This window comes from Corallococcus sp. bb12-1 (assembly GCF_026626765.1).
In the GTDB taxonomy this organism is placed as follows: Bacteria; Myxococcota; Myxococcia; order Myxococcales; family Myxococcaceae; genus Corallococcus; species Corallococcus terminator.
Genome location: NZ_JAPNJZ010000027.1, coordinates 394,784 through 419,193, shown reverse-complemented (window position 1 = coordinate 419,193; position 24,410 = coordinate 394,784). Strand labels below are relative to the sequence as shown.

The following is a 24,410-nucleotide window of genomic DNA, read 5'->3' as shown; positions in this document are numbered from 1 at the left end:
GTGCCTACCCGCGCCCCGTGGTGCCCGTCACCACGGGCCGCAGCGGCTGCACCGACGGCGGCAGGCGCACCGGCTGCACCGGCGGGGTCGGCGTGCGCGTCTCCGGGTACAGGCTCACCAGCTCCTTCACCATCTTCACGATGACCGACGGAGAGGCCAGCGTGGAGATGCCGCGCGTGCGCGGGAAGTAGTCCACGCCCATCTGGAACACGCGGAAGCCCTTGCGGATGGCCTTCACCACCAGCTCCGCGTCGATGAACGAGCCCTGGCTCTTGAGCTCCATCGACTCCAGCACCCGGCGGTGCATCAGCTTGAAGCTGAAGTTCACGTCCTTGATCTGGATGTCGAACAACGCCCGGATGAGCAGGTTGTAGACGAAGGAGTACACGATGCGCTTCGGGCCCTCGCTCGTGCGGTCGAACCGGAAGGCGCAGATCATGTCCGCCTCCAGGTACTCCATCAGGTGCAGCGCCCGCTCCACCTCCCGCATGTCGAACGGCAGGTCGATGTCCGAGTACAGCACCAGGTCCTTCGTGCTCGCCGTCAGCCCCGTGCGCATCGCCCCGCCCAGCTTCAGGTTCACCGGGTGGGTGATGACCCTGAGCTGAGGCACCTTCGCCGCCAGCGCTTCGCAGACCTCCTGGGTCCGGTCCGTGGAGGCGTCGTTGACGACGATGATCTCGAAGTCGTCCGTGAGCTTCGGCAGCACTTCGAGTGCGCGACTCACCGCGCGCTCCACGTAGTCCTCCTCGTTCCAGGCGGGGAAGAACAGGCTGATGCTCGGGTACTTGGCCACGGTCGTCATCTCGCGTCGTTCCGTCAGAAAGGAAACGGCGCTCGGTACCAGAGGGTGTGGTTCCGAGGCAAACCCCATGGCCTTCCCCGTGACAAACCCCTAGAGTACCGTCTAGTCATCATTTTACGGGGACACGGTGAAAACCAAGCCCTTCACGCTGCTGGTCGTCGACGATTCGCAGGCGCTGCTGCCCCAACTGGTCCGCACGCTCGGCCCCGAGGACTTCGCTCTCCGGGTGGCGCGCACGGGCCCGGAGGCCCTGGGTCTGACCCAGGAGGTAGATGGCGTCCTGCTCTGCCCCGGCGAAACGAACCCCAAGGAAGCCCAGGCGCTCCTGGAGGCACTCACCCCACCTGTCCCCACTTCGTCCCGGCCTCCCGTCCTGGTCATCGCCCCACCGGAAGACAAGGCCCTGAGGCTCGCCGCGCTTCGCAGAGGGGCTGAGTTGATTTTGACCCCATGGGACGAGGAAGAACTGCGAATCCGGCTTTACCGGAGCCTCGAAACGCACCGAAAGTGGACGGAACTCCACTCCCAGGTGGAGGAACTGCGGCGACTGGCCGTCACGGACGGCCTCACCCAGGTGCACAACCACCGCTACTTCCAGGAGCGGCTTCGCGAGGAGTTCCGCCGCGCGCAGCGCTACGACGAGAGCCTGTCGCTCATCCTGGTGGACCTGGACCACTTCAAGAACATCAACGACGCCCACGGCCACAGCGCCGGGGACCGGGTGCTGCGGGAGGTGGCCGCCTCGCTCCAGCACAGCGTGCGCGAAACCGACCTGGTGGCCCGCTACGGGGGCGAGGAGTTCGCCATCCTCCTTCCCTGTACCCACCTGCCAGGAGCCCTCACCGTCGCGGAGCGCGTGCGCAGGGGCGTTTCCGACCTGCATGCGGGCCCGGAGGGGGCCCTGCGCGTCACGGCGTCCCTGGGGGTCTCCAGCTTCCCCCACCGCGCCATCCTCACCCCGGAACAGCTCCTGCTGACCGCCGACGAGGCCCTCTACCGCGCCAAGGGCGAGGGCCGCGACCGCATCTGCCTGCACCCGCCCGCACCCCTGTTTTCGGCACCCCCTTCCCGGGTTGGATGACCCGGGAGGGTCATGCACCCAGGGTCGGCCTTGACCCGTTTGGGTATGGTGGGTCTATGATGACCTTGCCCCTTTTTGTCAGGTCCTGGAAAATGGGCGTGATTCCCGGGGCTTATCCAAATCTCGGGTTTGGCAAGGCCATTGCAAATGTCGGAACCCGGAAACTTCATGGGAACCCTGGTGGCACAGGCACAAGCGCAGGACCCAGTCGCCCGAGGGCGGCTGCTGCTCGTGGACGACGAGGAGAACATCCTCAAGTCCATCCGGCGGGTGCTGCGGCGAGGTGAGTGGGACATCGAGACGGCGACGGACGCGGAAGCGGGCCTGCGCACGCTGGAGCGGTTCCACCCGGAGGTCGTCATCTCCGACTTCCGCATGCCGGGGATGAACGGGGTGGAGTTCCTCACCCAGGTGAAGCAGCAGGAGCCCCGGGCCCAGCGCATCATGTTGACGGGGCAGGCGGATCAGCAGGCCATCGAAGAGGCCATCAACCGCTCCGAAATCTTCCGCTTCATCTCCAAGCCCTGGAACGACAGCCACCTGGTGCTCACCGTCAAGAGCGCCTTCGAGCAGCACGCGCTCCAGACGGAGAACGACCGGCTCTACCGCGTCACGCAGGAGCAGAACGCGGAGTTGAAGCGCCTCAACGCGGACCTGGAGGAGCGCGTCGCGGTCCGCACGCGCCTGCTGTCCGCCGCGAAGCGCGAGTGGGAGCTGTCCTTCGACTGCATGGAGACGCCGCTCGCGGTGGTGCGCGCGCGGGACTTCGCGGTGCGCCGCGCGAACGTGGCCTACGCGCAGGTGGCCCGCCGCTCCATCGAGGAAGTGCCTTCCGACGTGCCGTGCCACCAGTACCTCTTCGGCCGGGACACGCCGTGCACGGGCTGCCCGCTGCCCTCCGCGATGGAGAGCGGCAAGGGCGCGCGCGGGCAAGTGCAGCAGGGCGGGCGCAGCTACGTGGTGGCGGCCTATCCGTTCGCGGGCGACGACCGCGCGGTGTGCACCTACCGCGACGTCACCGAGGAGCAGGCGATGACGCGCCGGCTCATCGAGACGGAGAAGATGGCGGCGGTGGGGCAGCTGGCGGGCGGCGTGGCGCATGAAATCAACAACCCGCTGGGCGGCATCCTGGCCTTCGCGCAGCTCATGTCGCGCGACGCGGGGCGCAGTGGCAACGACCTGGAGTCGCTGAAGCTGATTGAAGAGAGCGCGCTGCGGTGCAAGCGCATCGTGGAGAGCCTGCTGAAGTTCAGCCGGCACAGCCGCGTGGAGGACCGCCGCCTCTTCGACGTGTCCAAGTGCGTGGAGGACGCCGCGGTGCTCTTCCGCGCGCAGCTCAAGTCCATGCCCCGGGTGGAGCTGAAGCTGGGCCTGAAGGACGCGCTGCCCACGGTGTACGGCGACGCGGGCCAGCTCGCGCAGGTGGTGCTCAACCTGCTGCAGAACGGCCTGTACGCGCTGCCCGAAGGCAAGGGGCGCCTGTCCCTGGAGACGGGCCGCGAGGGCGACCGGTGCTTCTTCGCGGTGGCGGACACCGGGACGGGCATTGAAGAGCGCCACCTGCCGCGCATCTTCGAGCCGTCCTTCACCACCAAGCCTCCGGGCGAAGGGACGGGCCTGGGCCTGTCCATCGCCTACCGCATCGTCCAGGACCACGGGGGCACCTTCCAGGTGGACACCCACGTTGGCACTGGCTCCCGCTTCACCGTCTTCCTGCCCATTCCCCTGCAGCTCGAGAGGTTGCCGTGAACCAAGTCAAGCGCGCCAAGGTCCTCGTCGTCGATGACGACTCCGTCGTCCTCAAGGCCGTCACCCAGATCCTCCAGAGGGAGGGGCACCCCGTCGTGGCCATCGACGACGCGGTGGAGGGGCTCGCGGCGGCGAAGGATCCGTCCATCGACGTGGTCGTGCTCGACATCAAGATGCCGCACCTGTCCGGCATGGACCTGTTGCGCGCCATCAAGGCGGACCGCCCGGACGTGGAGGTCATCATGATGACGGCCTTCGCCACCGTGGAGACGGCGGTGGAGGCGGTGAAGGCGGGCGCGTACGACTACCTCACCAAGCCCTTCGAGAACATCGACGAGGTGAGCCTCACGGTGGCCAAGGCCGCCGAGCGCAAGTCCCTCAAGGACCGCACGCGCGCGCTGGAGGAGGCGCTCACCGCGCGCAGCCAGTTCGAGGACCTCATCGGGCAGTCGTCGCAGATGCGCGCCGTGTTCAAGCTGGTGGAGACGGTCAGCCACTCCACCGCCACGGTCCTCATCCAGGGTGAGAGCGGCACGGGCAAGGAACTTGTCGCCCGCGCCATCCACTACCGCAGCGCCCGCCGTGACAAGCCCTTCGTGGCCGTCAACTGTTCGGCGCTGTCGGAGACGCTGCTGGAAAGCGAGCTGTTCGGCCACGTGAAGGGCAGCTTCACCGGCGCCACCGGCAACAAGAAGGGCCTCTTCGAGGCGGCCGACGGCGGCACCATCTTCCTGGACGAGATTGGCGACGTGCCCCCGGCCACCCAGGTGCGCCTGCTGCGCGTCCTCCAGGAAGGTGAAGTCAAGCGCGTGGGCGCCAACGAGCCCGTGAAGGTGGACGTGCGCGTCATCGCCGCCACGCACGTGGACCTGTCGCGCGCCAAGGAGCAGGGCAAGTTCCGCGAGGACCTGTTCTACCGGCTCAACGTCATCACCATCGACCTGCCGCCCCTGCGCGACCGCCCGGAGGACGTGCCGCTGCTCGCGCACCACTTCCTCAAGGTCTACACCGGCAAGGCGGACAAGAAGGTCAACGGCATCAGCCCCCGCGCCATGGAGGCCCTCACCTGCAACCGGTGGACGGGCAACGTGCGCGAGCTGGAGAACGTCATCGAGCGCGCGGTGGTGCTCACCGCCAACGAAGCCATCGACGTGGAGGACCTGCCGCCCGGCTTCCAGGCCGCGCCCCAGGCCGACTCGGCGGTGGAGGTGTTCAGCCTGGCGCACCTGCCGTACGCCCAGGCCAAGCGCCTGGCCATGCGCGCCTTCGAGCGCCGCTACCTGTCCGCGCTCCTGGAGAAGAACAACCACAACGTGTCCAGCGCGGCGCGCGCGGCCGGCGTGGACCGCTCCAACTTCCGCCGCCTGCTCAAGCAGTACGAGGTGGCCGGCCGGAGCATGAAGCCGCGCCAGGGTAAGGGGCCGGACGCGGACACCGGGCCGGGTGTGCCCGCGCTCGAAGCCGTGTCTTGAGGCTGAAGTCCCCGCGCGGGAGGACGGCGCTTCAGCCGTCCTCCCCGGGCTCCCGCTCGCCGGAGGCTTCACGCCGGGCGGCGAGCTGCTGCTGGATGGTCTCGTAGCGCTCGGACAGCTCCGCCTCGAAGCCATTGCGCGTCGGGGTGTAGAAGCAGCGGGCGCGCAGCGCTTCGGGCAGGTAGTCCTCCGGGACATAGTTGCCCTCGAAGTTGTGCGGGTACTTGTACCCGCCGCCGTAGCCCAACGACTTCATCAGCTTCGTGGGCGCGTTTCTCAGGTGCATGGGCACCGGCAGCGCGCCCTCCTTCGTCACGGCCTCGCGCACGGCGGCGTAGGCGGCGATGACGGCGTTCGACTTGGGCGCCAGCGCCAGGTACGTCACGGCCTGGGTGAGGGGCAGGGTGCCTTCGGGCAGGCCCATCAACTGGAAGGCCCGGAGCGCGTCCACCGCCACGCCCAACGCGCGCGGGTCCGCGTTGCCCACGTCCTCCGACGCGAAGATGACCATGCGGCGGAAGATGAAGACCGGGTCTTCTCCCGCCTCCAGCATGCGCGTCATCCAGTACAGCGCCGCATCCACGTCGCTGCCGCGCATGGATTTGATGAAGGCGCTGACGACGTTGTAGTGCTCCTCGCCGCCCTTGTCGTAGAGCAGCAGCTTCTGCTGGAGCGCCTCCTCCGCCACCTTGCGGTCCACCACCGCGCCGCCATGGGCCGCGGCGGCCTCCAGCGCGGTGAGGGCCTTGCGCGCATCGCCTCCGGCCGCGTCCGCGATGAAGTCCAGCGCGGCGTCGTCCACCGTCACCTTGCCGCCCAGGCCCTTGGGGTCCGCCACCGCGCGGCGCATCACCGCCACCAGCTCCTCCTGCTCCAGGCCGCGCAGGGTGATGACGCGGCAGCGGGACAGGAGGGCGGCGTTCACTTCGAAGGACGGGTTCTCCGTGGTGGCGCCAATGAGGGTGACGGTGCCCTTCTCCACGTGGGGCAGCAGCGCGTCCTGCTGGGATTTGTTGAAGCGGTGGATTTCGTCGATGAAGAGCAGCGTGCGCTGGCGGTGGAGCTTCCAGCGGTCCTGGGCGCGGGCCACCGTCTCGCGGATGTCCTTCACGCCCGCGAGCACGGCGGACATCGTCTCGAAGGCGGCGCCGGTGGAGCGCGCGACGAGCTGGGCGAGCGTCGTCTTGCCCGTGCCCGGCGGGCCCCAGAGGATGAGGCTGGGCACCTGGTCCGCCTCCAGGGCGCGGCGCAGGAAGCGGCCCTCGCCGGTGAGGTGCTCCTGGCCCAGGTATTCGGAGAGGGTGGTCGGCCGCATGCGCTCGGCGAGCGGCGCCAGGGAGGCCGTTTCCTTCTGGCTGGCGTGGTCGAACAGGTCCATGTCGTCCCTGACCCTAGCGTCCCAGCGGCTCCCGCGCCCTCCTGATGTCCCCGCGGGGATGTCCGGCGGCGGGCAGGTGCGTCAATTCCCTTGCACCTCTGGCTGGCCGCCTGGACTAGAACCCGGGGGGCGTGCAGACCCTGGTCATCGTCGCGAAGCGAGACACCCCGCAGGCCGTGGCTCTGGCGGCGGAGATCCATGAGCGCTACCCGCACCTGACGGTGCTGGCGGACCGTGCCCTGGCACATGCGCTGAACTGGCCGCGCGTGGAGGACCGGGAGCTGGCGGCGCGCGCGGAAGCGGTGGTGGTACTGGGAGGCGACGGCACCCTCATCTACGCGGCGCGGCTGTTGGGGGGCCGCAACGTGCCCATCATCGGCGTGAACCTGGGCAGCCTGGGCTTCATGACCGAGGTGCCGGTGGAGGAGCTGTTCACCCGGCTGGCGGACGTGCTGGCGGGCGACTTCCACGTGGACTCGCGGATGAAGCTGTCGTGCCGCCTGATGCGCGGGGGCAAGGTCCTCATCGAGGACGAAGTCCTCAACGACGTGGTCATCAACAAGGGCGCGCTGGCGCGCATCGCGGACCACGAGACGTCCATCGATGGCGTGCCCATCACCACGTACAAGTCGGACGGAATCATCCTGGCCACGCCGACAGGCTCCACCGCGTATTCGCTGTCCGCGGGCGGGCCCATCGTGCACCCGTCGGTGGACTGCACCATCCTGTCGCCCATCTGTTCGCACGCGCTGACCCAGCGGGCCATCGTGGTGCCGGCGGACCGGACCATCCGCATCACGCTGAAGAGCGAGACGGCGGACACGTACCTGACGCTGGACGGACAGACGGGCCACTCGCTGCAGACGGGTGACTGCATTGAAGTCGTGCGTTCGCCCAACCGCGTGGGCCTGGTGCGCAACCCCCGCGTGGCCTTCTTCACCATCCTCCGGCAGAAGCTCCACTGGGGCGAGCGTTGAGCCACGCCGCCGGGTGTGGGGCTCCCCTCGTGGCGCGAGGGTAGGGTACCCTCCGCCCCCGTGACGACGGGTTCCCACACGACGCGGTTCGGGAAGTACGAATTGCAGCAGCGCCTGGGGGCGGGCGGGATGGCCGTGGTGCACCGCGCGCGCTTCACGCTGGCGCCGGGCGTGTCCCGCTCCGTGGTCATCAAGCGCGTGAGGGACCCGTACGCGCAGGACCCGGCCTTCGTGAAGATGTTCCTCAACGAAGCGCGCATCTCCATGGGCCTGAGCCACGGCAACATCGTGCAGGTCTTCGACTTCGGCGAGGTGGAGGGCGAGTTCTTCCTCGCGATGGAGTGGGTGGACGGGCAGCCGCTGTCGCACGTGCTCAAGCGCTCGAAGCTGAAGGGGCTTGCGCACCTGCCCGCGCCGCTGGCGGTGGGGCTGGTGCTGGAGGTCTGCAAGGGCCTGCACCACGCGCACACGCGCCGCGACGAGGAGGGCCGTCCGCTGGGGCTGGTGCACCGCGACGTGTCGCCGGACAACGTGCTCGTCAGCTACGAGGGCGAGGTGAAGCTGTCCGACTTCGGCATCGCGAAGGCGCAGTTGTCGGACCGGCCGGAGACGGAAGCCGGCGTGGTGCGCGGCAAGTACATCTACCTGTCGCCGGAGCAGACGCGCGCGGAGGTGCTGGATGCGCGCTCGGATGTGTACACGACGGGCGTGGTGCTCTTCGAGCTGCTCACCGGGCGCCGGCCGGTGGAGGGGGATGCGCACGCGGTGATGGAGCGCATCGCCAAGGGGATGCTGACGCCCGCGCACCAGTACGTGCCGGAGCTGGACGCTTCGCTCGTGGCGTTGGTGTCGCGGGCGCTTGCGCTGCGGCGCGATGACCGCTTCACGAGCGCGGAGGACTTCCAGCGGGCCCTGGCGGAGTGGCTCGCGTATCGGGCGCCCCTGTTCCCCGCCACCACGCTGCGCCACCTGATGGGCTGGCTGTTCGAGGAGGAGCTCAAGCTCGCGGGGCATGAGCCGCGCATTCCCGCATCCTTCCTGCGCCAGGTGGCCATCTGGACGGGGGAGGATGGCCCGGGGGGCCTGGGGGAGCCGGCGACGGCGTCCTCGGTGTATCGCGCGCTGGACTCGGCGTATCCGGAGGAGCGGGCGACGGACGTTCCCCTGGAGGCTGGAGCCGGGGGGAGGGAGCCCCTGCCCATGTGGATATGGGGGGCGCTCGTGGCGGTGGTCGTGGGGTTGTTCGTCTGGCGGGCGGTGGTCCCCGAGGTGTTGGCCCCCACCCTGCGAAAGCTCCCGGTGGTGACGAATCCTCCGGGCGCGGAGGTGCGTTGGGACGGTGCGCCGGTCGGGACGACGCCAGCCTTGCTGGAGGTCGACCCTGGGGACGCGACCCACCAACTGGAGTTGCGGTTCGTGGGCTACAAGCCCTGGTCGACGACCGTGTCCGAGTCGGCCGTGCCCGAGCGCGTGCAGGTGGCGTTGGAGCGGTTGGTGCCGGAGACGCCGAAGTCCGCACCCGCCCAGGGCCAGCAGGAGGACTCGCGGTCACCGACGGGCGCGCGCGCGAACAAGCCGGCCGCACCCACGCCTCGGGGCATGAAGGGGTTCGTCTACTACTGGAAGGACCGTCGCCCGGAGGCGAGCGCGTCGTACCTCGTGGGCGTGGATCATCTCCGGGGAGGCAACGTGATGCAGGCGCAATCGGAATTCCGGCGATGCCTGGAGGTGGATGCGGCCTCCGTGCTGTGTCACCTGGAGCTGGGGCGGATGGGCGCGCGGCAGGGGAAGGCCCGGGAGGCCCGGGAGCACTACCAGCGCTACCTGGACCTGGAGCCCCAGGGCGACGACGCGGCCGAGGCGCGCAAGTACCTGTCCGGCGGACGCAAGGGCAGGTAGCCCGGCCCCCCGCGATGTTCCTCGTCCTCTCCAAGCTGTTGGACCTGCTGCTCTCCCCGCTCACCTGGGCGCTGCTCCTGGGCGTGGGCAGCCTGTTGTGGCGCCGTCGCGCGCGCGTGTCGGTGGGGCTCCAACTCGCGGCGCTCGCGGTGCTGTACGCCTTCTCCATCGAGCCGGTGGTGGCGCTGCTCACGCGGGCGACGGAGGGCGGCGCGGTGAGCACCTTCCGGAAGGACACCGTCTACGACGCGGTCATCCTGCTGGGCGGAGGGTTGGACGCGGCGGCCACGGAGCGTTCGGGCCAGCCGGAGTACAACGCGGCGCCGGAGCGGATCATGCGGGGCTTCGAGCTGCTGCGGGACGGACGCGCGAAGCAGGTGCTGCTGACGGGCGGCAACCTGGACGCGAGGCCGGAGGCGGTGGTGGAGGCGGACGTGCTGGCCGGGCAGTTGGAGCACTGGGGCATCGCGCCCGAGCGCATCGTGAAGGAGGGCCGCAGCCGCAACACCCGCGAGAACGCGCTCAACTCCGAGCCCCTGATTCGTGAGCACGGCTGGAAGTCGCTGCTCCTGGTGACGAGCGCCGCGCACCTGCCGAGGGCGGCGGGCTGTTTCGCGGCGGTGGGGATACGCGCGGACACGCTCGCGGTGGACGTGCGCTCCTCGCCGATACCGCCGGCCCGTCTGAGCTGGCTGCCGCGCGCGGGAGGGCTCAGCCAGAGCACGGACATGCTGCGCGAGCTGGCCGGGCGCGTGGTGTACCGGCTGCGCGGATGGACCGCGCCGTAGGGTTGCCCGCGCTACTTCATCGTCGGGGGGGGATGCAGGCCGCCCGAGGGCGCGCCCACCAGGGCGATGCGGCCCTGGGGCTTCGCGCGAGGCGCGGGCTTGCCGGTGCTGAACGCGCCGCTGAGCGCATCCCACGGAGAGGGAAGGTCCTTGCTCGCCGGCAGCAGGGGCAGCTCCTTGAGCATCGTGTAGCCGTCATTGCCCGCGGCGATGAAGCTCAGCGTGGCCAGCCGGTACACCGCCGCGTCGTCCAGCGTCCGGCCGCGCACCTCCACCTTCGTGACGCGCGCTCCCGGCGGCTTGCGCAGGTCATAGGTGAAGCGCATGCCGGACACCTGCGGGAAGCGGCCGGGCGGCTTGCCGTCCACGCTGCTCAGGCTGACGCCATTCTCCAGCGCCGCGCGCAGCGTCGCCCCCGTCACCTCCAGCATCACCAGCTCGTTGCGGTAGGGCATGAGCGAGTACAGCTCCCGCCGAGTCATCTTCCCCGCGGGCAGCACCCGGTCCGCGCGGACGGCGCCTCCGTTGACGAGCGCCACGTCCGCGCCCGTCGCCTCGCGGAACGTGTCCGCCAGGAACGAGCCCAGGTTCGTCTCGCCCACCCGGTTCTGCGCGCTCCGGGCATCCAGGGCCACCGGGGAGCGGCCAATGCGTTCGGCCAGCGTGGCGAGCAGCGGCGCGTAGGACTTCATCTGCTCGTTGAAGGCCGCGTCGTCCGGAGTCTTCGCGGTGATGGGCAGCACCTTCCACGCCAGCTTCTTCACAGCGCCCGTCTTCGCGTCCAGGTCCAGCGTGAGCCGGCCCAGGTCCACCGCGTCCTCGTCCAGCTTGAAGATGGGCGTGCCCGCGACGGTCTCCTCCACGCGGTCGTGGTCGTGCCCGCCGATGATGACGTCCACGCGCACGCACTTCGCCAGCTCCCGGTCCTGCTCCACCGCCAGGTGCGTGAGCGCCACGACGAACTGGGCCCCGGCCGCGCGCACCGCGTCCACGGAGTGCTTCGCCGCCTCGCAGTATGGCGTGATGCGCGTGTCCTTGCCCGGCTTGGATGAGTTCTGCGTCTCCGGTAGCACCACGCCGAAGATGCCGACCTTCACGCCGCCCACGTCGCGCACGTCCCACGCCTTCATCCCGTCGAACACCTGGCCCGACTTCACGCTCATCACGTTGGCGCCCAGCCACGGGAAGCGCGACTGCTGGATGCGCGCGCGCAGCACGTCGTCCCCGAAGTCGAACTCGTGGTTGCCCACGACCGAGTAGTCCACGCCGAGCGCGTTCCACGCGTCGATCATCTGCCGGCCCTTGAGCGCCTCGCCCTCCACCTCCGCCGACGACTCCACCGACGGGGAGAGGGTGTCACCCGCCATCAGCGTGAGGACGTGCGGGGACTCCTTCAGCGCCTGCTTTCGCAGCGTGGCCACGCGCGACAGGCCGCCCCGGTTCTGGGCCGTGGGTTGGAACTGGTACACGTCGTTGAGGTGCAGGATCGTGAGGCGGACGGTCTCCCCCACCGGAGCTGGCGTCGGCGCGGCGGCCCCGGCGGAGTGGGCGGCCAGCACCAGCGTGAGCGGCAGGAGCGCGGCCCGGGTGCGCACGGTCATCTTCGTCATCAGGGGTCGTTCTCTTGCGGGGGCACGGGGGAGCGCCAATCCCATTCGGCGTAGCGCACTCGGCGCATGAAGGCGAGCGGACCGGATTTGGCGCAACGCGCAAGGTGCGCGTCCAACTTCCCGGAGGAAGAAGGGCGTCCAGCCGACCGCGTGCTTCCCCGTCAGACGGTGTAGCGCCGGCCCTGCACCAGCGGCTCGATGACGCTCGTGCTCGCGTCGAAACCGTCCGGGTAGTGGATGAGGCGCATCTTCGCTCGCGTGGTCTCCGGCAGCGCGGCGAGCTTCTCGTAGGGCGTGTGCACGCCGTAGTTGGTCTCGTGGATGACGAGGTCCGCCTCCGACAGCCAGGCGATGAGGCCCTCATCGAACGCGGTGTCCGCGCTGTAGCCCAGGCACCGGCCCCCGGCGCGGATGCGGAACGCGGTGGTGGGCACGTGGTGGTAGGTGAAGCGGCACTCGATTTCGAACGGCCCGTGGCGCACCGAGCGCTCCAGGTGCAGCGGCGTGTGCGTGAAGTAGTCCTCGAAGTGCTTGTGGCTGGGGTCCGCGCCCTGCTGTTCGATGAGGCACTCCATGCCTGCCGCGAGGTGCCCTTCCCACAGCCGACGCGTGACGCTCGGGTGCGCGAGCAGCTCCATCTTCCGCTGCAGCACGAAGAAGGAGAAGTACGCGAGGCTCTCCAGGCCGGAGGCGTGGTCCGCGTGCAGGTGCGTGAGGGCCACGGCGCTGACGCGGTCCACGTCCAGCGCCACGCCGGAGGATTCGGACGCTTCGCGCATCATCTTGCGGATGGGGTGCGGGCAATCCAGCAGCAGCACCTGGCCTTCCGCCTCCAGCGCGAGACACGACGAGTAGTACAGCGCGGAGAACGCATCACCGACGCCGAGGGGAACGAAGGACAGGCTCATGGGTGGCTCCGGAGGGAAGACGTCAGCCGCTCGCGCAGCATCGCGGCGACGGCGGGAGGGCAGTAGGCGGACACGTCCTCGCCGCGCGCGATGCGCTCCTTGAGGGCGCTGCTGGACACCTCGGCCAGGTGCGCCTCGGCGGGCAGGAAGAGGGTGGAGAGTTCAGGCGCGAGCGCGCGGTTCATCTGCGCGAGCTCCGTCTCGAACTGGGCATCGGTGGCGCCTCGCACGCCGCGCAGCAGCACGCTCGCGCCAATCTCCCGCGCCAGCTCCACGATGAGCCCTTCGGTGTGCGTGACGGTGACGTTGGGATGTCGGGCCACCGCGTCGCGAACCAGCGCCACGCGCTCCGAAGCGGTCAGCAGCGTGTGCTTGTTCGGGTTGACCGCCACCACGACGACGACGTGGCTGAAGAGGCGCGCCGCCTGACGCACCACCGACAAGTGCCCCGCGGTGACAGGGTCGAAGCTGCCGGCATAGAGCGCGATGGTCATCACGACACCCCACGAACAGTCCCGGCCCTGGGGGCCCGGATGGAAGGAAACCGCCACGACATCCGAAAGGCACCGGAGCGCTTCATGCGTCGTCCCGGGCGTGGGGCTCCGCCGCGTCCAGCAGTCCCGCCGCCATGCGCTTCACGGTGCCCGCCGCCGAACCCGGGGGCACGAGCCCGGGCGCGCTCGCGGAGAGCACGAAGTAGCCCTGCATCGCGGCGAACAACCCCGCGGCCAGCGGACGCGCCCGGCGCTTGCCCACCACCGCCGCGACGAGTGACTCCAACTGCTCCAGGTCCGCGCGCACCACCTCTTCGTAGGCGACGCGCACCTCCGGCTGACGGATGGCCTCCGCGCTGATGGTGACCCAGCCCGCGACGGCCGCCACGTCCGCGTCCGGCCCGGTGGCGAGGAACGCGTCCACGAACGCCTCCACCCGCCCCCGCGCATCGTCCAGCGCGAGCCGCGACACCCGGGTGGTGAAGCGCTGCCGTGCGAGCGAGGCCAGCGAGCGCACCAGGGTCAGGAGGATCTCCTGCTTGTCCTTGAAGTGGTAGTGCACCAGCCCCGCGCTCAGGTGCGCCGCCTTCGCGATCTCCGCGACCGACGCGCCCTCGTAGCCGCGCTCGGCCATGGCCTTGAGCAGCCCGGCGACAATCTGTTCACGGCGCGCTTCGGTGTTGGAGGGGCGGGGCATGGGCGATTTGTTTCTAGGTTGTGTGACCAACTTATAAACAGCGCCAGCGCGGACGTCAACCCGACCCGGGGGACGGGTGGGCGGCCGTCGGGGCGGGGGAGGCCTAGAACGACAGGAGGGACGTCACCTTGTCGGGCCCCAGCCGCTTCGCGCCCTCCAGGAAGTCGAGCGTGATGAGGAAGCTGAAGCCGACGAGCTGTCCGCCCAGCCTTTGGACGAGCCGGGCGGTGGCGTCCGCGGTGCCGCCGGTGGCGAGCACGTCATCCACGACGAGGGTGCGCTCGTCCTTGAGGAGGGCGTCCTCGTGCATCTCCACGCCGTCCGAGCCGTACTCCAGGGAGTAGCGCTCGATGATGCGGCGGTGGGGGAGCTTGCCGGGCTTGCGGGCGGGGACGAAGCCCGCGTCCAGCGCCAGCGCGATGGGGGCGCCCAGCAGGAAGCCGCGCGACTCCACGCCTACGACCTTGGTGATGTGCTGGCCCCGGAAGGGCGCGGCCATGGCGTTGACGACGCGGCCGAAGAGGCGCGGGTCGGCCAGCATGGGGGTGATGTCCTTGAAGACGATGCCGGGCTTGGGGAAGTCCGGCACGTCGCGCAGGACGGCCTGGAGGTCGGAGACGAGCGTGGGGTCGAAGGACATGGACGGTGGCTCCGGAGCAACGACGGTCCGTGCGGGTGACGGCGTTCGTGGGGTCCCATGGGCTCCAGGTCGAGCCCAATCCCAGCGGCGGCCGACCGGGCGTGCCCCTGGACGGGGGCGCCTGGGGGGAGGGGCCGGAGGGCGGGGGCTCTGGGACGGGACCAGGACATGGCGGACGTTGATGATCTCACAGCTTCGCTCGGGCGGATGGCTCCGCCGGCGAACGCCCTGTTTTTTACCGCGCGCGGGGAAGCCTTCGCTGTGTTAAGCGAGGCGGTTCCCCCCGACCAAGGCCAAGGAGTCTGGGGCATTGCAAGCCGTGCAAACCACCGCCGACACCCGAGACCCTCTCTCCCCGCAAGACGGACTGTGGCTTCGCGCCCTCAAGGCCGAGGTCCAGCCCCCCACGTTCAAGAAAGGTCGAGAGGTGGCCGAGGGCCGCCGCGTATTCGGCCTGACTCGTGAACCCGAACGCATCCGCGCGCAGGTCGCGGCTCCGACGGGCGAGCGCTATGACGTGGTCCTGATGCCGGCAGAGGGGAAGGTCGTTTCTTCCTGCACCTGCCCGGTGTGGAACACCACCGGCCCGCACTGCGAGCACGTCGTCGCCGTGGCGCTCATCTACGCCGCGCGCTTCCGGCCGCCTCCGCCGCCGCAGAAGGTCGCGCCGCCGCCCCCTCCGATGCCGGAGGACGACGGGATGCACGCGGACGACGAGGTGGAAATCCCCAGCGACGCGCCGGGGATGGAAGGCGTCACCCTGCCCGCGCTCGCGAAGGTGGAGAGCTGGCTGGGCCTGTCGTCGCTGCCGGACTACGAGTTCCTCTACCGGCTCACCCCCGCCAACACGAGCACCGGGGGCTCCACCGGCCGTCACTGGGTGGTGGATGTCCGCCGCCAGGACGCGCAGACCAAGGGCCCGGTCCACGTGAAGCGCCTGCTCCAGACGGGCAGCCGCATCGCGCCCCCGGACGAGCGCATCTTCATGGTGCTGGCGCGCCACGAGCAGCGCTACGACTCGCGCATCGTGCTGTCCGACGAGGACCTGGTCGAAGTGCTGGAACTCCTGCGCCAGCGCCGGGTCATCTACCGGGGCACGCCGCTCGTCTACATGGACGCGCCCGTGCGGCCGCAGATCCACCTGGAATCGCGCACGGACGGCGCCACCGCGCAGATTGAATTGCTGTTCCCGGACGGCGTGGGCTACCCGCTCAAGGACATCATCGTGCTGGCGGGTCGGCGCACCTGGGTCATCCAGGCGCAGAACCTCCACCCGGTGGAGCCGGACTTCCCGCCGCGCCTCTTGCGCAAGTGGTTGCTGGAGCCGTCCATGGCCTTCCCGGCCGGACAACTGGACCGGGTGCTGACGTTCTTCGCCGCGCACCTGCCGCGCTTCCGCATGTCGTTGAAGGCGGACGACATCGAGGTCGACGAGGCGGTGGAGCCGCGCTTCGTCGTCACGCTGGAAGGCGCCGCCGAGCGCGTGAAGGTGCAGTTGGCCGCGCGCTACGGTCAGACGACGGTGGCGGTGTCCCCCACCGCGACCCATCTGGGCTACGCGAGCGGCGTCGGCGAGGACAGCCGCAAGCTGTACCGCCGCCGTGACGAGGTGGAGCGCTCCGCGGGCAAGCTGCTCATGGACCAGGGGATGCGCTTCGATGTGCCCTCGCTGTCCTTCGAGGCCACGGGCGACGCGGCCCTGGAGTTCTGGGCGCGGGGGCTCGCGAGCCTGCCGGAGGAGTGGGAGCGCTACGGCGTCACCGCCCCCAAGGTGCGGTTGCGTCCGAAGCTCAAGCCGCGCATCCGCGTGGGCATGAGCGGCGTGCAGTGGTTCGACCTGGACGCGGAGTTCGTCACCGACGATCAGGCCGTGGACCTGGGCGCCATCCGCATGTGGCTGGACTCGGGGCGCAAGTTCGTGCCCCTCAAGGACGGCTCCTTCGCGGAAGCGGACACCGCGGAGATCAAGCGCGTGGCGGACCTCCTGGAGGAGGCCGGCGCGATGCCGGGCCGCACGCGCACGCGGCTGCCGCTGCACCAGGCGGTGGCGTTGGACCTGCTCGCGGACCTGGGCGAGTTCACCGAGGTGGAGGCCAAGGCGCGGCAGGCGATGCTCGCGCTGCGCGAGACGTCGGGCGTGCCGAAGGTGGCCGCGCCGGAAGGACTCCAGGCCACGCTGCGCCACTACCAGGAATCAGGCCTCTCCTGGCTCTGGTTCCTGCGCCGGCACGGGCTGTCCGGCATCCTCGCGGACGACATGGGTCTGGGAAAAACCATCCAGTCCCTGAGCCTGATGCAGAAGGTGGCCAACGAAGAGGGTCACAAGCCGTCGCTGGTGGTCGCGCCCACGAGCGTGCTCGCCAACTGGGAGCGCGAGGCGGAGCGCTTCACCCCGGGCCTCAAGGCCATGGTGTGGCACGGGCAGGACCGGCGCGAGCGGGCCGAGGACCTGAAGGGCATGGACCTGGTGCTCACGTCGTACGCGCTGGTGCGCCGCGACCTGGAGCAGCTGTCCCAGGTGGGCTTCCGCTACGTCATCCTGGACGAAGCGCAGAACATCAAGAACGCGGACAGCGCCACCGCGCAGGCGTGCAAGTCGCTGCCCAGCGAGACGCGCCTGGCGCTCACCGGTACGCCGCTGGAGAACCGGCTGTCGGAGCTCTGGAGCATCTTCGACTTCCTGATGCCCGGCTTCCTGGGCAGCGCGGAAGGCTTCAGCGACCGCTACGAGCAGCCCATCCAGGTGGCCAACGACCCGACCGCGAAGGACCGGCTGCGCCGTCGCATCCAGCCCTTCATCATGCGCCGGCTCAAGACGGAGGTGGCCAAGGACCTGCCGCCGAAGACGGAGAGCGTCGCGTGGTGCGAGATGGAGCCCGGCCAGGCCGCGCTCTACCGCGAGGTGCTGGAGGAGAGCCGCCGCAAGGTGAACGACTCCATCGAGAAGGTGGGCTTCAAGCGCAGCCGCGTGTCCATCCTCGCCGCGCTGATGCGCCTGCGGCAGGTGTGCTGCGATCCCCGCCTGCTCAAGATGCCGCCCGGCACGCTGTTGCCCTCCAGCGCGAAGCTCGAGCGCTTCATGCAACTCGTGGAGGACCTCATCGCCGAAGGCCACCGCGCGCTCGTCTTCAGCCAGTTCACGGAGATGCTGGAGCTGCTGAAGCAGGAGGCGGACAAGAAGGGGATCACGTACCTGTACCTGGACGGTCGCACCAAGGACCGCATGGGCAAGGTGGACGAGTACAACCGTCCGGACGGTCCGCCGCTGTTCTTCATCAGCCTCAAGGCGGGCGGCACCGGCTTGAACCTCACTGCGGCCGACTACGTCATCCACTTCGACCCGTGGTGGAACCCGGCCGTGGAAGACCAGGCCACGGACCGTACGCACCGCATCGGTCAGACGCGCGCGGTCATCAGCTACAAGCTGATCACCCGCGGCACGGTGGAGGAGAAGATCCTCAGCCTCCAGCGTCGCAAGCGTGAACTCGCCGCTGGCGTGCTCGGCACGGACGGGGACGACATGGGCCGCACGCTCACGGAGCAGGACATCCAGGAGCTGTTCACCGAAATCTGATGGGCCCCAGGAGGTGGGGAAGGGTTGGGGGCCCAACGGCTCTGCCCCTCCCCCCGCCCTCCCTGCGTGCACCCGACCCGAACACCTGTGCAGTGTCATCGAGACCTGCTAGGGTGTTCAGGTGTTGGGGCGACGTACGGACCGCGGAGGGCGCGCGTGCTGCTGGGACTTCGGATTTCGAACGTAGCGGTGATTGAGGAGGTGGAGGTGGCGTTTGGCGCCGGCCTTACCGTCCTCACGGGTGAGACAGGGGCCGGCAAGTCCATCTTGGTGGACGCGTTGGGTCTGCTGCTCGGTGGGAGGGCGGATGCGGACGTCATCCGGGCAGGCTGCGAGGACGCGGCGGTGGAGGGCGTGTTCGCCCGGACACCGGCGCTGGCCTCCCGGCTGGAGGAACTGGGGCTTCCAGACCTGGGAGATGAGGTGCTGGTGCGCCGCGTGTTGGGGCGCACCGGGCGCGGCAAGGTCTACGTCAACGGCGCGCTGGTGACACTGGGGGTCCTGGGGAAGCTCACCCGGGGCGCGGTGGACATCGCCGGCCAGCACGAACACGTGAGCCTCTTCGACTCCGGCCTGCACCGGGTGCTGCTCGACAAGTACGGGCGCCTGGAGGACACGCTGGCCGCGTACGGCCGCGAGTGGGCGAACCTGCGCGAGGTGGAGTCGCGCATGGACGCGCTCGGTGGCGACGACGCCAAGGTGCGCGAGCGCGCGGAGTTCCTGCGCTTCCAACTGGACGAAATCACGCGCCTGGAGCCGGAGGCCGGCGAGGACGTGAAGCTGGACGCGGAGCGCCGCCGGCTGGGCAGCGCGCAGAAGCTCAAGCGCTACGGCGCGGAGGCGGAGCTGCTGGTGGCGGGCGATGCGCCCTCGGCGGTGGAGATCGTCGGCCGGGCGCTGGGGCTCGTGCACGAGGGCGTCAAGTGCGACGCGACCCTCGCGCCGGTGGCCCAGTCGCTCAGCACCGCGCTGTCGGAGCTGGAAGAGGCGGCGCGCCGGCTCAACCGCTACGTGGAGGGGTTGGAATCCGACCCCGGGCGGCTGGGCGAGGTGGAGGAGCGGCTGGACGCGCTCAAGCGGCTGTGCCGCAAGCACGGCGTGACGCTGGACGGCGTCCTGCTGAAGCGCGGCGAGCTGGAGACCGAACTGGGCACGTTGGAGAACCGGCGCGAAATCCTGGAGGAGCTGAACCAGGAGAAGAAGCGCGTGGAGGAGCGGGCGCGCAAGGCGGCGCTGTCCCTGTCCAAGGCGCGCAAGGCGAGCGCGGGGGCCTTCTCCCAGCAGGTGCGGGAGGGCCTGGGCGGGCTGGCCATGGGCAAGGCCGCCTTCGAGGTGCGGGTGACGGCCGGGGAGTCGCTGCGCCCGGACGGCCTGGACGAGGTGGAGTTCTACTTCAGCGCCAACCCGGGCGAACCAGCGCGCGCGCTGGCCAAGGTGGCCTCGGGCGGCGAGGCGAGCCGGCTGCTCCTGGCCCTCAAACGTGCACTGGCGGACAGCGACGCCTGCGGCTGCTACGTGCTGGATGAGGCGGACGCGGGGGTGAGCGGCGCCATCGCGGACGTGGTGGGGCGGATGATTCGCGAGGTCAGCTCCCACCGGCAGGTGCTGTGCATCACGCACCTTCCCCAGGTGGCGGCCTACGCGGACGCGCACCTGCTCATCCGCAAGAGCGTCCGGGGCGAGCGCACCGTGTCCCAGGTGGTGCCTCTGGCGGCGGGGGCCGAGCGCACGCAGGAGCTGGCGCGGATGATGTCCGGCGTGGAGGTGACGCGGGAGGCGCTGGGGGCGGCCGAGGCCCTGGTCCGTTCTGCCCACCGCTCCCCCCGGGCACGCCGGGAATCGGGTCCGGAGGGCACCAGCCCCCGGGGCCGGCTGCGGCGGACGGCCTGAAATCAGGCCCCGAAGGTAGGTGTGACCCAGGGGGGAGGGCATGACGCACCGTGAGTTTTCGTCCGCGTCCTTGCCCCCTCATTGGGGCTCACATAGCATCCGGCGCGTGTCCAGCACCGCAGGGCAGACCGCGGCCCCCCGCCATAAAGTCATCTCCGCTGGCCTGACGGACGTCGGGCGCAAGCGCAATCACAACGAGGACAGTTTCCTCATTGACGATGAGCTCCAGCTCTACGTCGTGGCGGACGGAATGGGTGGGCACGCGGGTGGTGGTACCGCGTCGCGCATCGCCGTCGAGACCATCGACAAGGAGTTGAGGCGCGCGCGCGAAGGGCGAGACAACCCCTTCGTCAGTGTTCCCAACCTCCAGGAGTCGCCCATTCCAGAGGCGCTTCGTTCCGCGGTGGAGAAGGCCTGTCAGGCCATCTACCTCACCGCCCAGGACGACGCGCGACTCTCCGGGATGGGAACGACCGTCATCTCCCTGGTGGTCCGCGACGAGCACGCCTTCTTCGCCCACGTGGGCGACAGTCGCGCGTACCTCATCCGCGGCGACCTCATCCAGCAGATCAGCGAGGACCATTCCCTGGTCAACGAGCAGATCAAGGCCGGGATGATCACCCCCGAGGAGGCGAAGCACTCCCGCTACAAGAACATCATCACCCGCTCCGTCGGTTTCGAGGAGGAGGTGCAGGTGGACGTCATGGGACTCGTGTCCGAGCCCGGTGACGTGTTCCTGCTCTGCTCCGACGGTCTGGCCAACATGCTGGAGGACCGGGAGATCCACGAAGCCGTGGCCCGTTCCGGCAGCTTCGAAGAGGTGCCCAAGCACCTCATCGACCTGGCCAACGAGCGCGGCGGCGACGACAACATCAGCGTCATTGTCGTGCGCATGGGCGGCTGAAGTCCGCCCTTGACCCGGGTGCGGTGGGGCGCGCCCGGCCTCTGTTGACCTTGACACTCTTCAAAGACGGATGATAGCTGCCCCAACCTTTCCACTCATGGCAAATCGCCAATGGGTGACGGTGTGTGGGGGGCGGTTGGCGGGGGAGGTGTTGCGAGCGCGCGGAGCGACTTAGGTTCTGCCGCCGGAAGTCCCACGTAAGAGCAGGGTTTCTCCAGGAGTGGTCCGTGGCCAAAAAGTCCTTCACGCTGATGGTCATCCCGGACCACGACGCTCCGGTGAAGCGCTACACCATCCAGCGCTCCTGGCTGGTGCAGGTGGGGATGGGCCTGATGCTGGTGGCGGGACTGGGCGCGGGTGCGAGCATCCACTACCTGCAGGTCGCCGCGGACGCCTCGGAGAACCGCATTCTGCGTGAGGAGAACCTCACGCTGCGCTCCCAGCTCAAGTCGGTGCGTGAGCGCATCGAACACATTGGCTCCACGTTGGACCGGGTGGAGCGCTTCGACCAGAAGCTGCGCGCGGTGACGCTCCTGTCGGACCCGCAGCGCAACCTGGCCATGGGCCCCACGGAGCCGGAAGTCGGCACCACGGCGCCCACGACGGACACCCAGTTCACCCAGCTGACCACCACGGAGACGCCCAAGGTGCTGCTGGGCCGCCTGGACCGGCTCTCCGCGGAGGCCACCCGTCAGGAGCTGAGCCTCCAGGACCTGCAGGCGTACTTCCAGGACCAGAAGTCGCTCTTGGCCTCCACGCCGTCGGTGTGGCCGGCGCGCGGTTGGGTGACCAGCGACTTCGGTCAGCGGTTGGACCCGTACACGGCGGACCGGGTGACGCACGCGGGCCTGGACATCGCGGCGCCGCACGGCAAGGAAGTCACCGCGCCGTCGGACGGTACGGTGGTGTTCGCGGGTCTGGAGGGCGGGTACGGCAACGTGCTCGTCATCGACCACGGCTACGGCATCAAGACGCGCTATGGCCACCTGTCCAAGATTCTGGTGAAGGCCGGCGACCGCGTGAAGCGCGGCGTCCCCGTGGCGGCGGTGGGCAACACCGGCCGCTCCACCGGTCCCCACCTGCACTACGAGGTGCGCGTGAACGGCGTGCCGCAGAACCCGCGCAAGTTCATCCTCGAGGAGTAGCTCGAGGGATTCCGGGGAGCAGGGTCCGGGGCTTCATGTTGGCGAGCCCCGTTGATCCGCCCCGACGCTTCAGGTTCCTTCCGGCTCCGGAAGGAACGCATCCAGGCGAAGGTGCCGGCGCTGCAGGCCGTGCGTCCGTCCGGTGCGCTCCATGATGTAGGCCCGCTCCACTTCCGCCCACAACAGCGGCCCCAGCACCTGCCAGTGCGACGGCTGGTGCACCGTCAGCTCCAGCAGCGCCACGGTGAAGCCCGGCACGTCGGTGGCCGCAGCGCCCGGGGGCAGGGTGGGGCGCAGCTCTTCCGTCAGCCGCGCCCGCGTGGTGTCCGCGCTGTCCTCGCGCACGGTGAGCTGGGACGTGGGCACGAGCAACACCGCGAAGCCGTCCGGCTGGAAGCGCACGATGCGCGCACCGGGGTACTGCGCCGCGAGCGACGCGACGAGGGCCTTGAGCAGCGCGTCCCCCGCCGGGAAGCCGAAGCGCGCGTTGAAGTGGATCATCTCCTTCACGTCCACCATCACCGCGCCCACGGTCCAGCCGTCATGGTGGGCGTGCGTGGACAGGTCGAACTGCTCCTTGAGGAGCGTTCCCTGCGTCAGCGCGAGCACGTGCAGCGCGCCGGTGGCATCCGGCTGGCCGCGACGGCGCTGCTCGGTGGCGATGAGCTCCAGGGCGGCCGCTTGCGGCGCCTCGTTCGCATGCCCGGGCCGGGCGGCCCGGGGGTGGAGTGCGACGAGGGCGGTGGCGGTGGGATCGTCGATGGAATAGGGCATCGTACCCGGGTGTGTAGCGCGGACAGCACCCGGGCGCAGGCTGCTTTCAGCGCATGCGTCGCGCCGTCACCGTGACCTCATCCCGGTCATGGTAGAGCTGGCGGACGGTGAGGCCGTCCCAGCCCCCGTCGTCCACGAGGATCTGCTTCACGCGCAGGAGCAGCGGGTTCTTGTCCTTCATGGGCAGCTTGATGTTGGCCACCAGGTTGCGGGCCCAGCGTCGGCGCCCCCACTTGGCCAGCAGCTGCGCCACCTCCAGGGGTCGCCACGCCATGTCGCAGAAGAGCCAGTCGGCGGGCTCCTCCGGAGCGTAGGCGAAGGCGCTCTCCTGCACGTGCTGCACGCGGGGGTTCTTCGTGAGCTCCGGCATCAGCTTCGCCGGGTCCACCGCCACCACCCGCGCCCCGCGCGCCACCAGCCGCTGCGTCCAGCCTCCCGGCGCCGCGCCCAGGTCCACGCAGACGTCGCCGCGCCCTGGCTCATCGGCCAGGCCGTCCAGGGCCTCCTCCAGCTTCATCGCCGCGCGGGACGGGGACTCGCCCGCGCGCTTCATCCGCCGCCGTCCGCCCGGGGCCAGCGACAGGGCCTCGCGGGCGCTGATTGCGCCCAGGATGAGCACGCCGTCCGGAGCCACACACAGGCCCACCAATAGGGCCCCCGATTCGCGCGCCCGGTTGTCGTCCTCCAGCAGGCGGTTGGGGTGCAGGGCCGAGCGCACCGCGGCCTCCAGGGCCTCGGCGCGTCCGGCCTGCGTGTTGCCGCGCTCGCTGTCCGGCGTGAAGGCGCGCAGGAGCCAGGGCACACGGGTGGGCAGCTCGGACAGGGCGTCCACGATGTCCTCCACGGGCACCTGCGCCCCGCCGGCGGGGGCCCAGGTGGCGATGACCTTCTCCGCGGCCCGGCCGAAGGCGGGGGGCACATCCGGCCGGTGCTCGGACTCCACCAGGGCGGGGCCCAGGATGCGGGGGTTGGCATGGGCCCACACCAGCTCTTCGAACAGGTGTGCTTCGAAGCCCTCCCGGCACGTCCACAGCCAGCGCCCCGGCTGGGCGGCGAGCGTCTGTGCGGGGATGGAAGGAACACGCGCCCGAGGTGGGATGCGCGGCGCCGGAGAGGCGGTGGGGGCGGGGGCGGAACGGCCCAGGCCTCCCGCGCGGGGCTTGGTCCCCGCGTTGGGGCCGGATTTGGCGCCGGGCCGGCCAGGACCCGCATTGGGGCCGGGCTTGGGACCGGATCTGCCGGGACCCGCGCTGGCGCCAGGCCGGCCGGCACCTGGACCGGTGCCGGGCCGGGACCCGGGTCGGGCACCTGCCTTGGGGCCGGGCCTGCCGCTGGACCGGGCATCCCCGGACCTGGCATCGGCCTTGGGGTGGGTTTTGGCCCCGGGCTTGAAGCCGGAAGAGGGTGGACCGGACCGGGACGGCTTGCCGGGACGGGAGGGGGCGCCTGGTCGGCGGGGGCCCGGGGAGGAGCGGCCGTGAGAAGTCTTCGCGGCGCGGGGACGTTGAATCTGCTTAGGGGACATTGCGTGGACTCGGTTCCGCTTTACTCTGGGCCACCGCGCGCCGGGCGGCCAGCCGAGAGGAAGTTTCGGGGGGCGCGCGTGGTTTTGGTCTGGTTCTCCC

At 70.0% G+C, this 24,410-nt stretch carries 19 protein-coding genes; 10 read left to right on the top strand and 9 right to left on the bottom strand.

Annotation, left to right across the window (positions count from 1 at the left end):
* Positions 1-4: 4 nt before the first annotated feature.
* Positions 5-796 (bottom strand): glycosyltransferase family 2 protein, encoded by a 792-nt coding sequence (locus OV208_RS32780; RefSeq protein ID WP_267578057.1) that lies wholly within the window; start codon positions 794-796, stop codon positions 5-7.
* Between the two features lie 136 nt (positions 797-932).
* Here OV208_RS32780 and OV208_RS32775 point away from each other — a divergent pair, with 136 nt between their 5' ends.
* The 3 genes from OV208_RS32775 (at position 933) to OV208_RS32765 (ending at position 5,107) form a co-directional block, all read left to right on the top strand.
* Positions 933-1,886, top strand: coding sequence for a diguanylate cyclase (locus tag OV208_RS32775; protein WP_267577854.1), 954 nt, complete (start codon positions 933-935; stop codon positions 1,884-1,886).
* A 168-nt stretch (positions 1,887-2,054) separates the two neighbouring features.
* Positions 2,055-3,635, top strand: a complete 1,581-nt coding sequence (locus tag OV208_RS32770) for an ATP-binding protein (RefSeq protein WP_267577853.1) — start codon at positions 2,055-2,057, stop codon at positions 3,633-3,635.
* Positions 3,632-5,107 (top strand): sigma-54-dependent transcriptional regulator, encoded by a 1,476-nt coding sequence (locus OV208_RS32765; protein WP_267577852.1) that lies wholly within the window; start codon positions 3,632-3,634, stop codon positions 5,105-5,107. The genes OV208_RS32770 and OV208_RS32765 overlap by 4 nt, the downstream gene beginning before the upstream one ends.
* A 31-nt stretch (positions 5,108-5,138) precedes the next feature.
* On the opposite strand, the gene OV208_RS32760 is transcribed toward OV208_RS32765, so the two are convergent.
* Positions 5,139-6,485, bottom strand: a complete 1,347-nt coding sequence (locus tag OV208_RS32760) for a replication-associated recombination protein A (RefSeq protein WP_267577851.1) — start codon at positions 6,483-6,485, stop codon at positions 5,139-5,141.
* 131 nt (positions 6,486-6,616) lie between these two features.
* Here OV208_RS32760 and OV208_RS32755 point away from each other — a divergent pair, with 131 nt between their 5' ends.
* From OV208_RS32755 to OV208_RS32745, 3 genes are read left to right on the top strand one after another with little or no spacing between them, the layout of a single operon-like run.
* Positions 6,617-7,462, top strand: coding sequence for an NAD(+)/NADH kinase (locus OV208_RS32755; protein ID WP_267577850.1), 846 nt, complete (start codon positions 6,617-6,619; stop codon positions 7,460-7,462).
* A 60-nt stretch (positions 7,463-7,522) separates the two neighbouring features.
* Entirely contained in the window at positions 7,523-9,361 is a 1,839-nt protein-coding gene (locus OV208_RS32750) for a serine/threonine-protein kinase (RefSeq protein ID WP_267577849.1), read from the top strand.
* A 14-nt stretch (positions 9,362-9,375) separates the two neighbouring features.
* Positions 9,376-10,149: a YdcF family protein gene (locus OV208_RS32745; RefSeq protein WP_267577848.1), complete on the top strand. Its 774-nt coding sequence runs from the start codon at positions 9,376-9,378 to the stop codon at positions 10,147-10,149.
* An 11-nt stretch (positions 10,150-10,160) separates the two neighbouring features.
* On the opposite strand, the gene OV208_RS32740 is transcribed toward OV208_RS32745, so the two are convergent.
* From OV208_RS32740 to OV208_RS32720, 5 genes are all read right to left on the bottom strand, one after another.
* Positions 10,161-11,759: a bifunctional metallophosphatase/5'-nucleotidase gene (locus OV208_RS32740; protein ID WP_267577847.1), complete on the bottom strand. Its 1,599-nt coding sequence runs from the start codon at positions 11,757-11,759 to the stop codon at positions 10,161-10,163.
* A gap of 161 nt (positions 11,760-11,920) precedes the next feature.
* Positions 11,921-12,667: an MBL fold metallo-hydrolase gene (locus tag OV208_RS32735; RefSeq protein ID WP_120545520.1), complete on the bottom strand. Its 747-nt coding sequence runs from the start codon at positions 12,665-12,667 to the stop codon at positions 11,921-11,923.
* Positions 12,664-13,161, bottom strand: coding sequence for a pantetheine-phosphate adenylyltransferase (gene coaD, locus OV208_RS32730; RefSeq protein ID WP_120545524.1), 498 nt, complete (start codon positions 13,159-13,161; stop codon positions 12,664-12,666). The genes OV208_RS32735 and coaD overlap by 4 nt, the downstream gene beginning before the upstream one ends.
* A gap of 82 nt (positions 13,162-13,243) precedes the next feature.
* Entirely contained in the window at positions 13,244-13,858 is a 615-nt protein-coding gene (locus OV208_RS32725; protein WP_267577846.1) for a TetR family transcriptional regulator, read from the bottom strand.
* A 103-nt stretch (positions 13,859-13,961) separates the two neighbouring features.
* Entirely contained in the window at positions 13,962-14,498 is a 537-nt protein-coding gene (locus OV208_RS32720) for an adenine phosphoribosyltransferase (protein ID WP_267577845.1), read from the bottom strand.
* A gap of 310 nt (positions 14,499-14,808) precedes the next feature.
* On the opposite strand from OV208_RS32720, the gene OV208_RS32715 reads away from it, so the two are divergent.
* The 4 genes from OV208_RS32715 (at position 14,809) to OV208_RS32700 (ending at position 22,011) form a co-directional block, all read left to right on the top strand.
* Positions 14,809-18,072, top strand: coding sequence for an SNF2-related protein (locus OV208_RS32715; protein WP_420715067.1), 3,264 nt, complete (start codon positions 14,809-14,811; stop codon positions 18,070-18,072).
* Between the two features lie 156 nt (positions 18,073-18,228).
* Positions 18,229-19,962, top strand: a complete 1,734-nt coding sequence (recN, locus tag OV208_RS32710; RefSeq protein WP_267577844.1) for a DNA repair protein RecN — start codon at positions 18,229-18,231, stop codon at positions 19,960-19,962.
* Between the two features lie 106 nt (positions 19,963-20,068).
* A complete protein-coding gene (locus tag OV208_RS32705) occupies positions 20,069-20,866 on the top strand; it encodes a Stp1/IreP family PP2C-type Ser/Thr phosphatase (protein WP_120544905.1) in 798 nt (265 codons plus the stop codon).
* Between the two features lie 227 nt (positions 20,867-21,093).
* On the top strand, positions 21,094-22,011 hold the full coding sequence (locus OV208_RS32700) for a M23 family metallopeptidase (protein WP_267577843.1): 918 nt from the start codon (positions 21,094-21,096) through the stop codon (positions 22,009-22,011).
* A 69-nt stretch (positions 22,012-22,080) separates the two neighbouring features.
* On the opposite strand, the gene OV208_RS32695 is transcribed toward OV208_RS32700, so the two are convergent.
* The gene (locus OV208_RS32695) at positions 22,081-22,785 is read right to left on the bottom strand and encodes a diguanylate cyclase domain-containing protein (RefSeq protein WP_267577842.1); all 705 of its coding nucleotides are present in this window, start codon (positions 22,783-22,785) and stop codon (positions 22,081-22,083) included.
* A 46-nt stretch (positions 22,786-22,831) separates the two neighbouring features.
* Entirely contained in the window at positions 22,832-23,770 is a 939-nt protein-coding gene (rlmM, locus tag OV208_RS32690) for a 23S rRNA (cytidine(2498)-2'-O)-methyltransferase RlmM (protein WP_267577841.1), read from the bottom strand.
* Positions 23,771-24,410 lie beyond the last annotated feature (640 nt).

Excerpts from the sequence above, each read along its gene's own strand:
- OV208_RS32770 (WP_267577853.1), top strand. The coding sequence starts at position 2,055 with ATGGGAACCCTGGTGGCACAGGCACAAGCGCAGGACCCAGTCGCCCGA.
- OV208_RS32760 (WP_267577851.1), bottom strand. The coding sequence starts at position 6,485 with ATGGACCTGTTCGACCACGCCAGCCAGAAGGAAACGGCCTCCCTGGCG.
- OV208_RS32745 (WP_267577848.1), top strand. The coding sequence starts at position 9,376 with ATGTTCCTCGTCCTCTCCAAGCTGTTGGACCTGCTGCTCTCCCCGCTC.
- OV208_RS32740 (WP_267577847.1), bottom strand. The coding sequence starts at position 11,759 with ATGACGAAGATGACCGTGCGCACCCGGGCCGCGCTCCTGCCGCTCACG.
- OV208_RS32735 (WP_120545520.1), bottom strand. The coding sequence starts at position 12,667 with ATGAGCCTGTCCTTCGTTCCCCTCGGCGTCGGTGATGCGTTCTCCGCG.
- coaD (WP_120545524.1), bottom strand. The coding sequence starts at position 13,161 with ATGACCATCGCGCTCTATGCCGGCAGCTTCGACCCTGTCACCGCGGGG.
- OV208_RS32725 (WP_267577846.1), bottom strand. The coding sequence starts at position 13,858 with ATGCCCCGCCCCTCCAACACCGAAGCGCGCCGTGAACAGATTGTCGCC.
- OV208_RS32720 (WP_267577845.1), bottom strand. The coding sequence starts at position 14,498 with ATGTCCTTCGACCCCACGCTCGTCTCCGACCTCCAGGCCGTCCTGCGC.
- OV208_RS32695 (WP_267577842.1), bottom strand. The coding sequence starts at position 22,785 with ATGCCCTATTCCATCGACGATCCCACCGCCACCGCCCTCGTCGCACTC.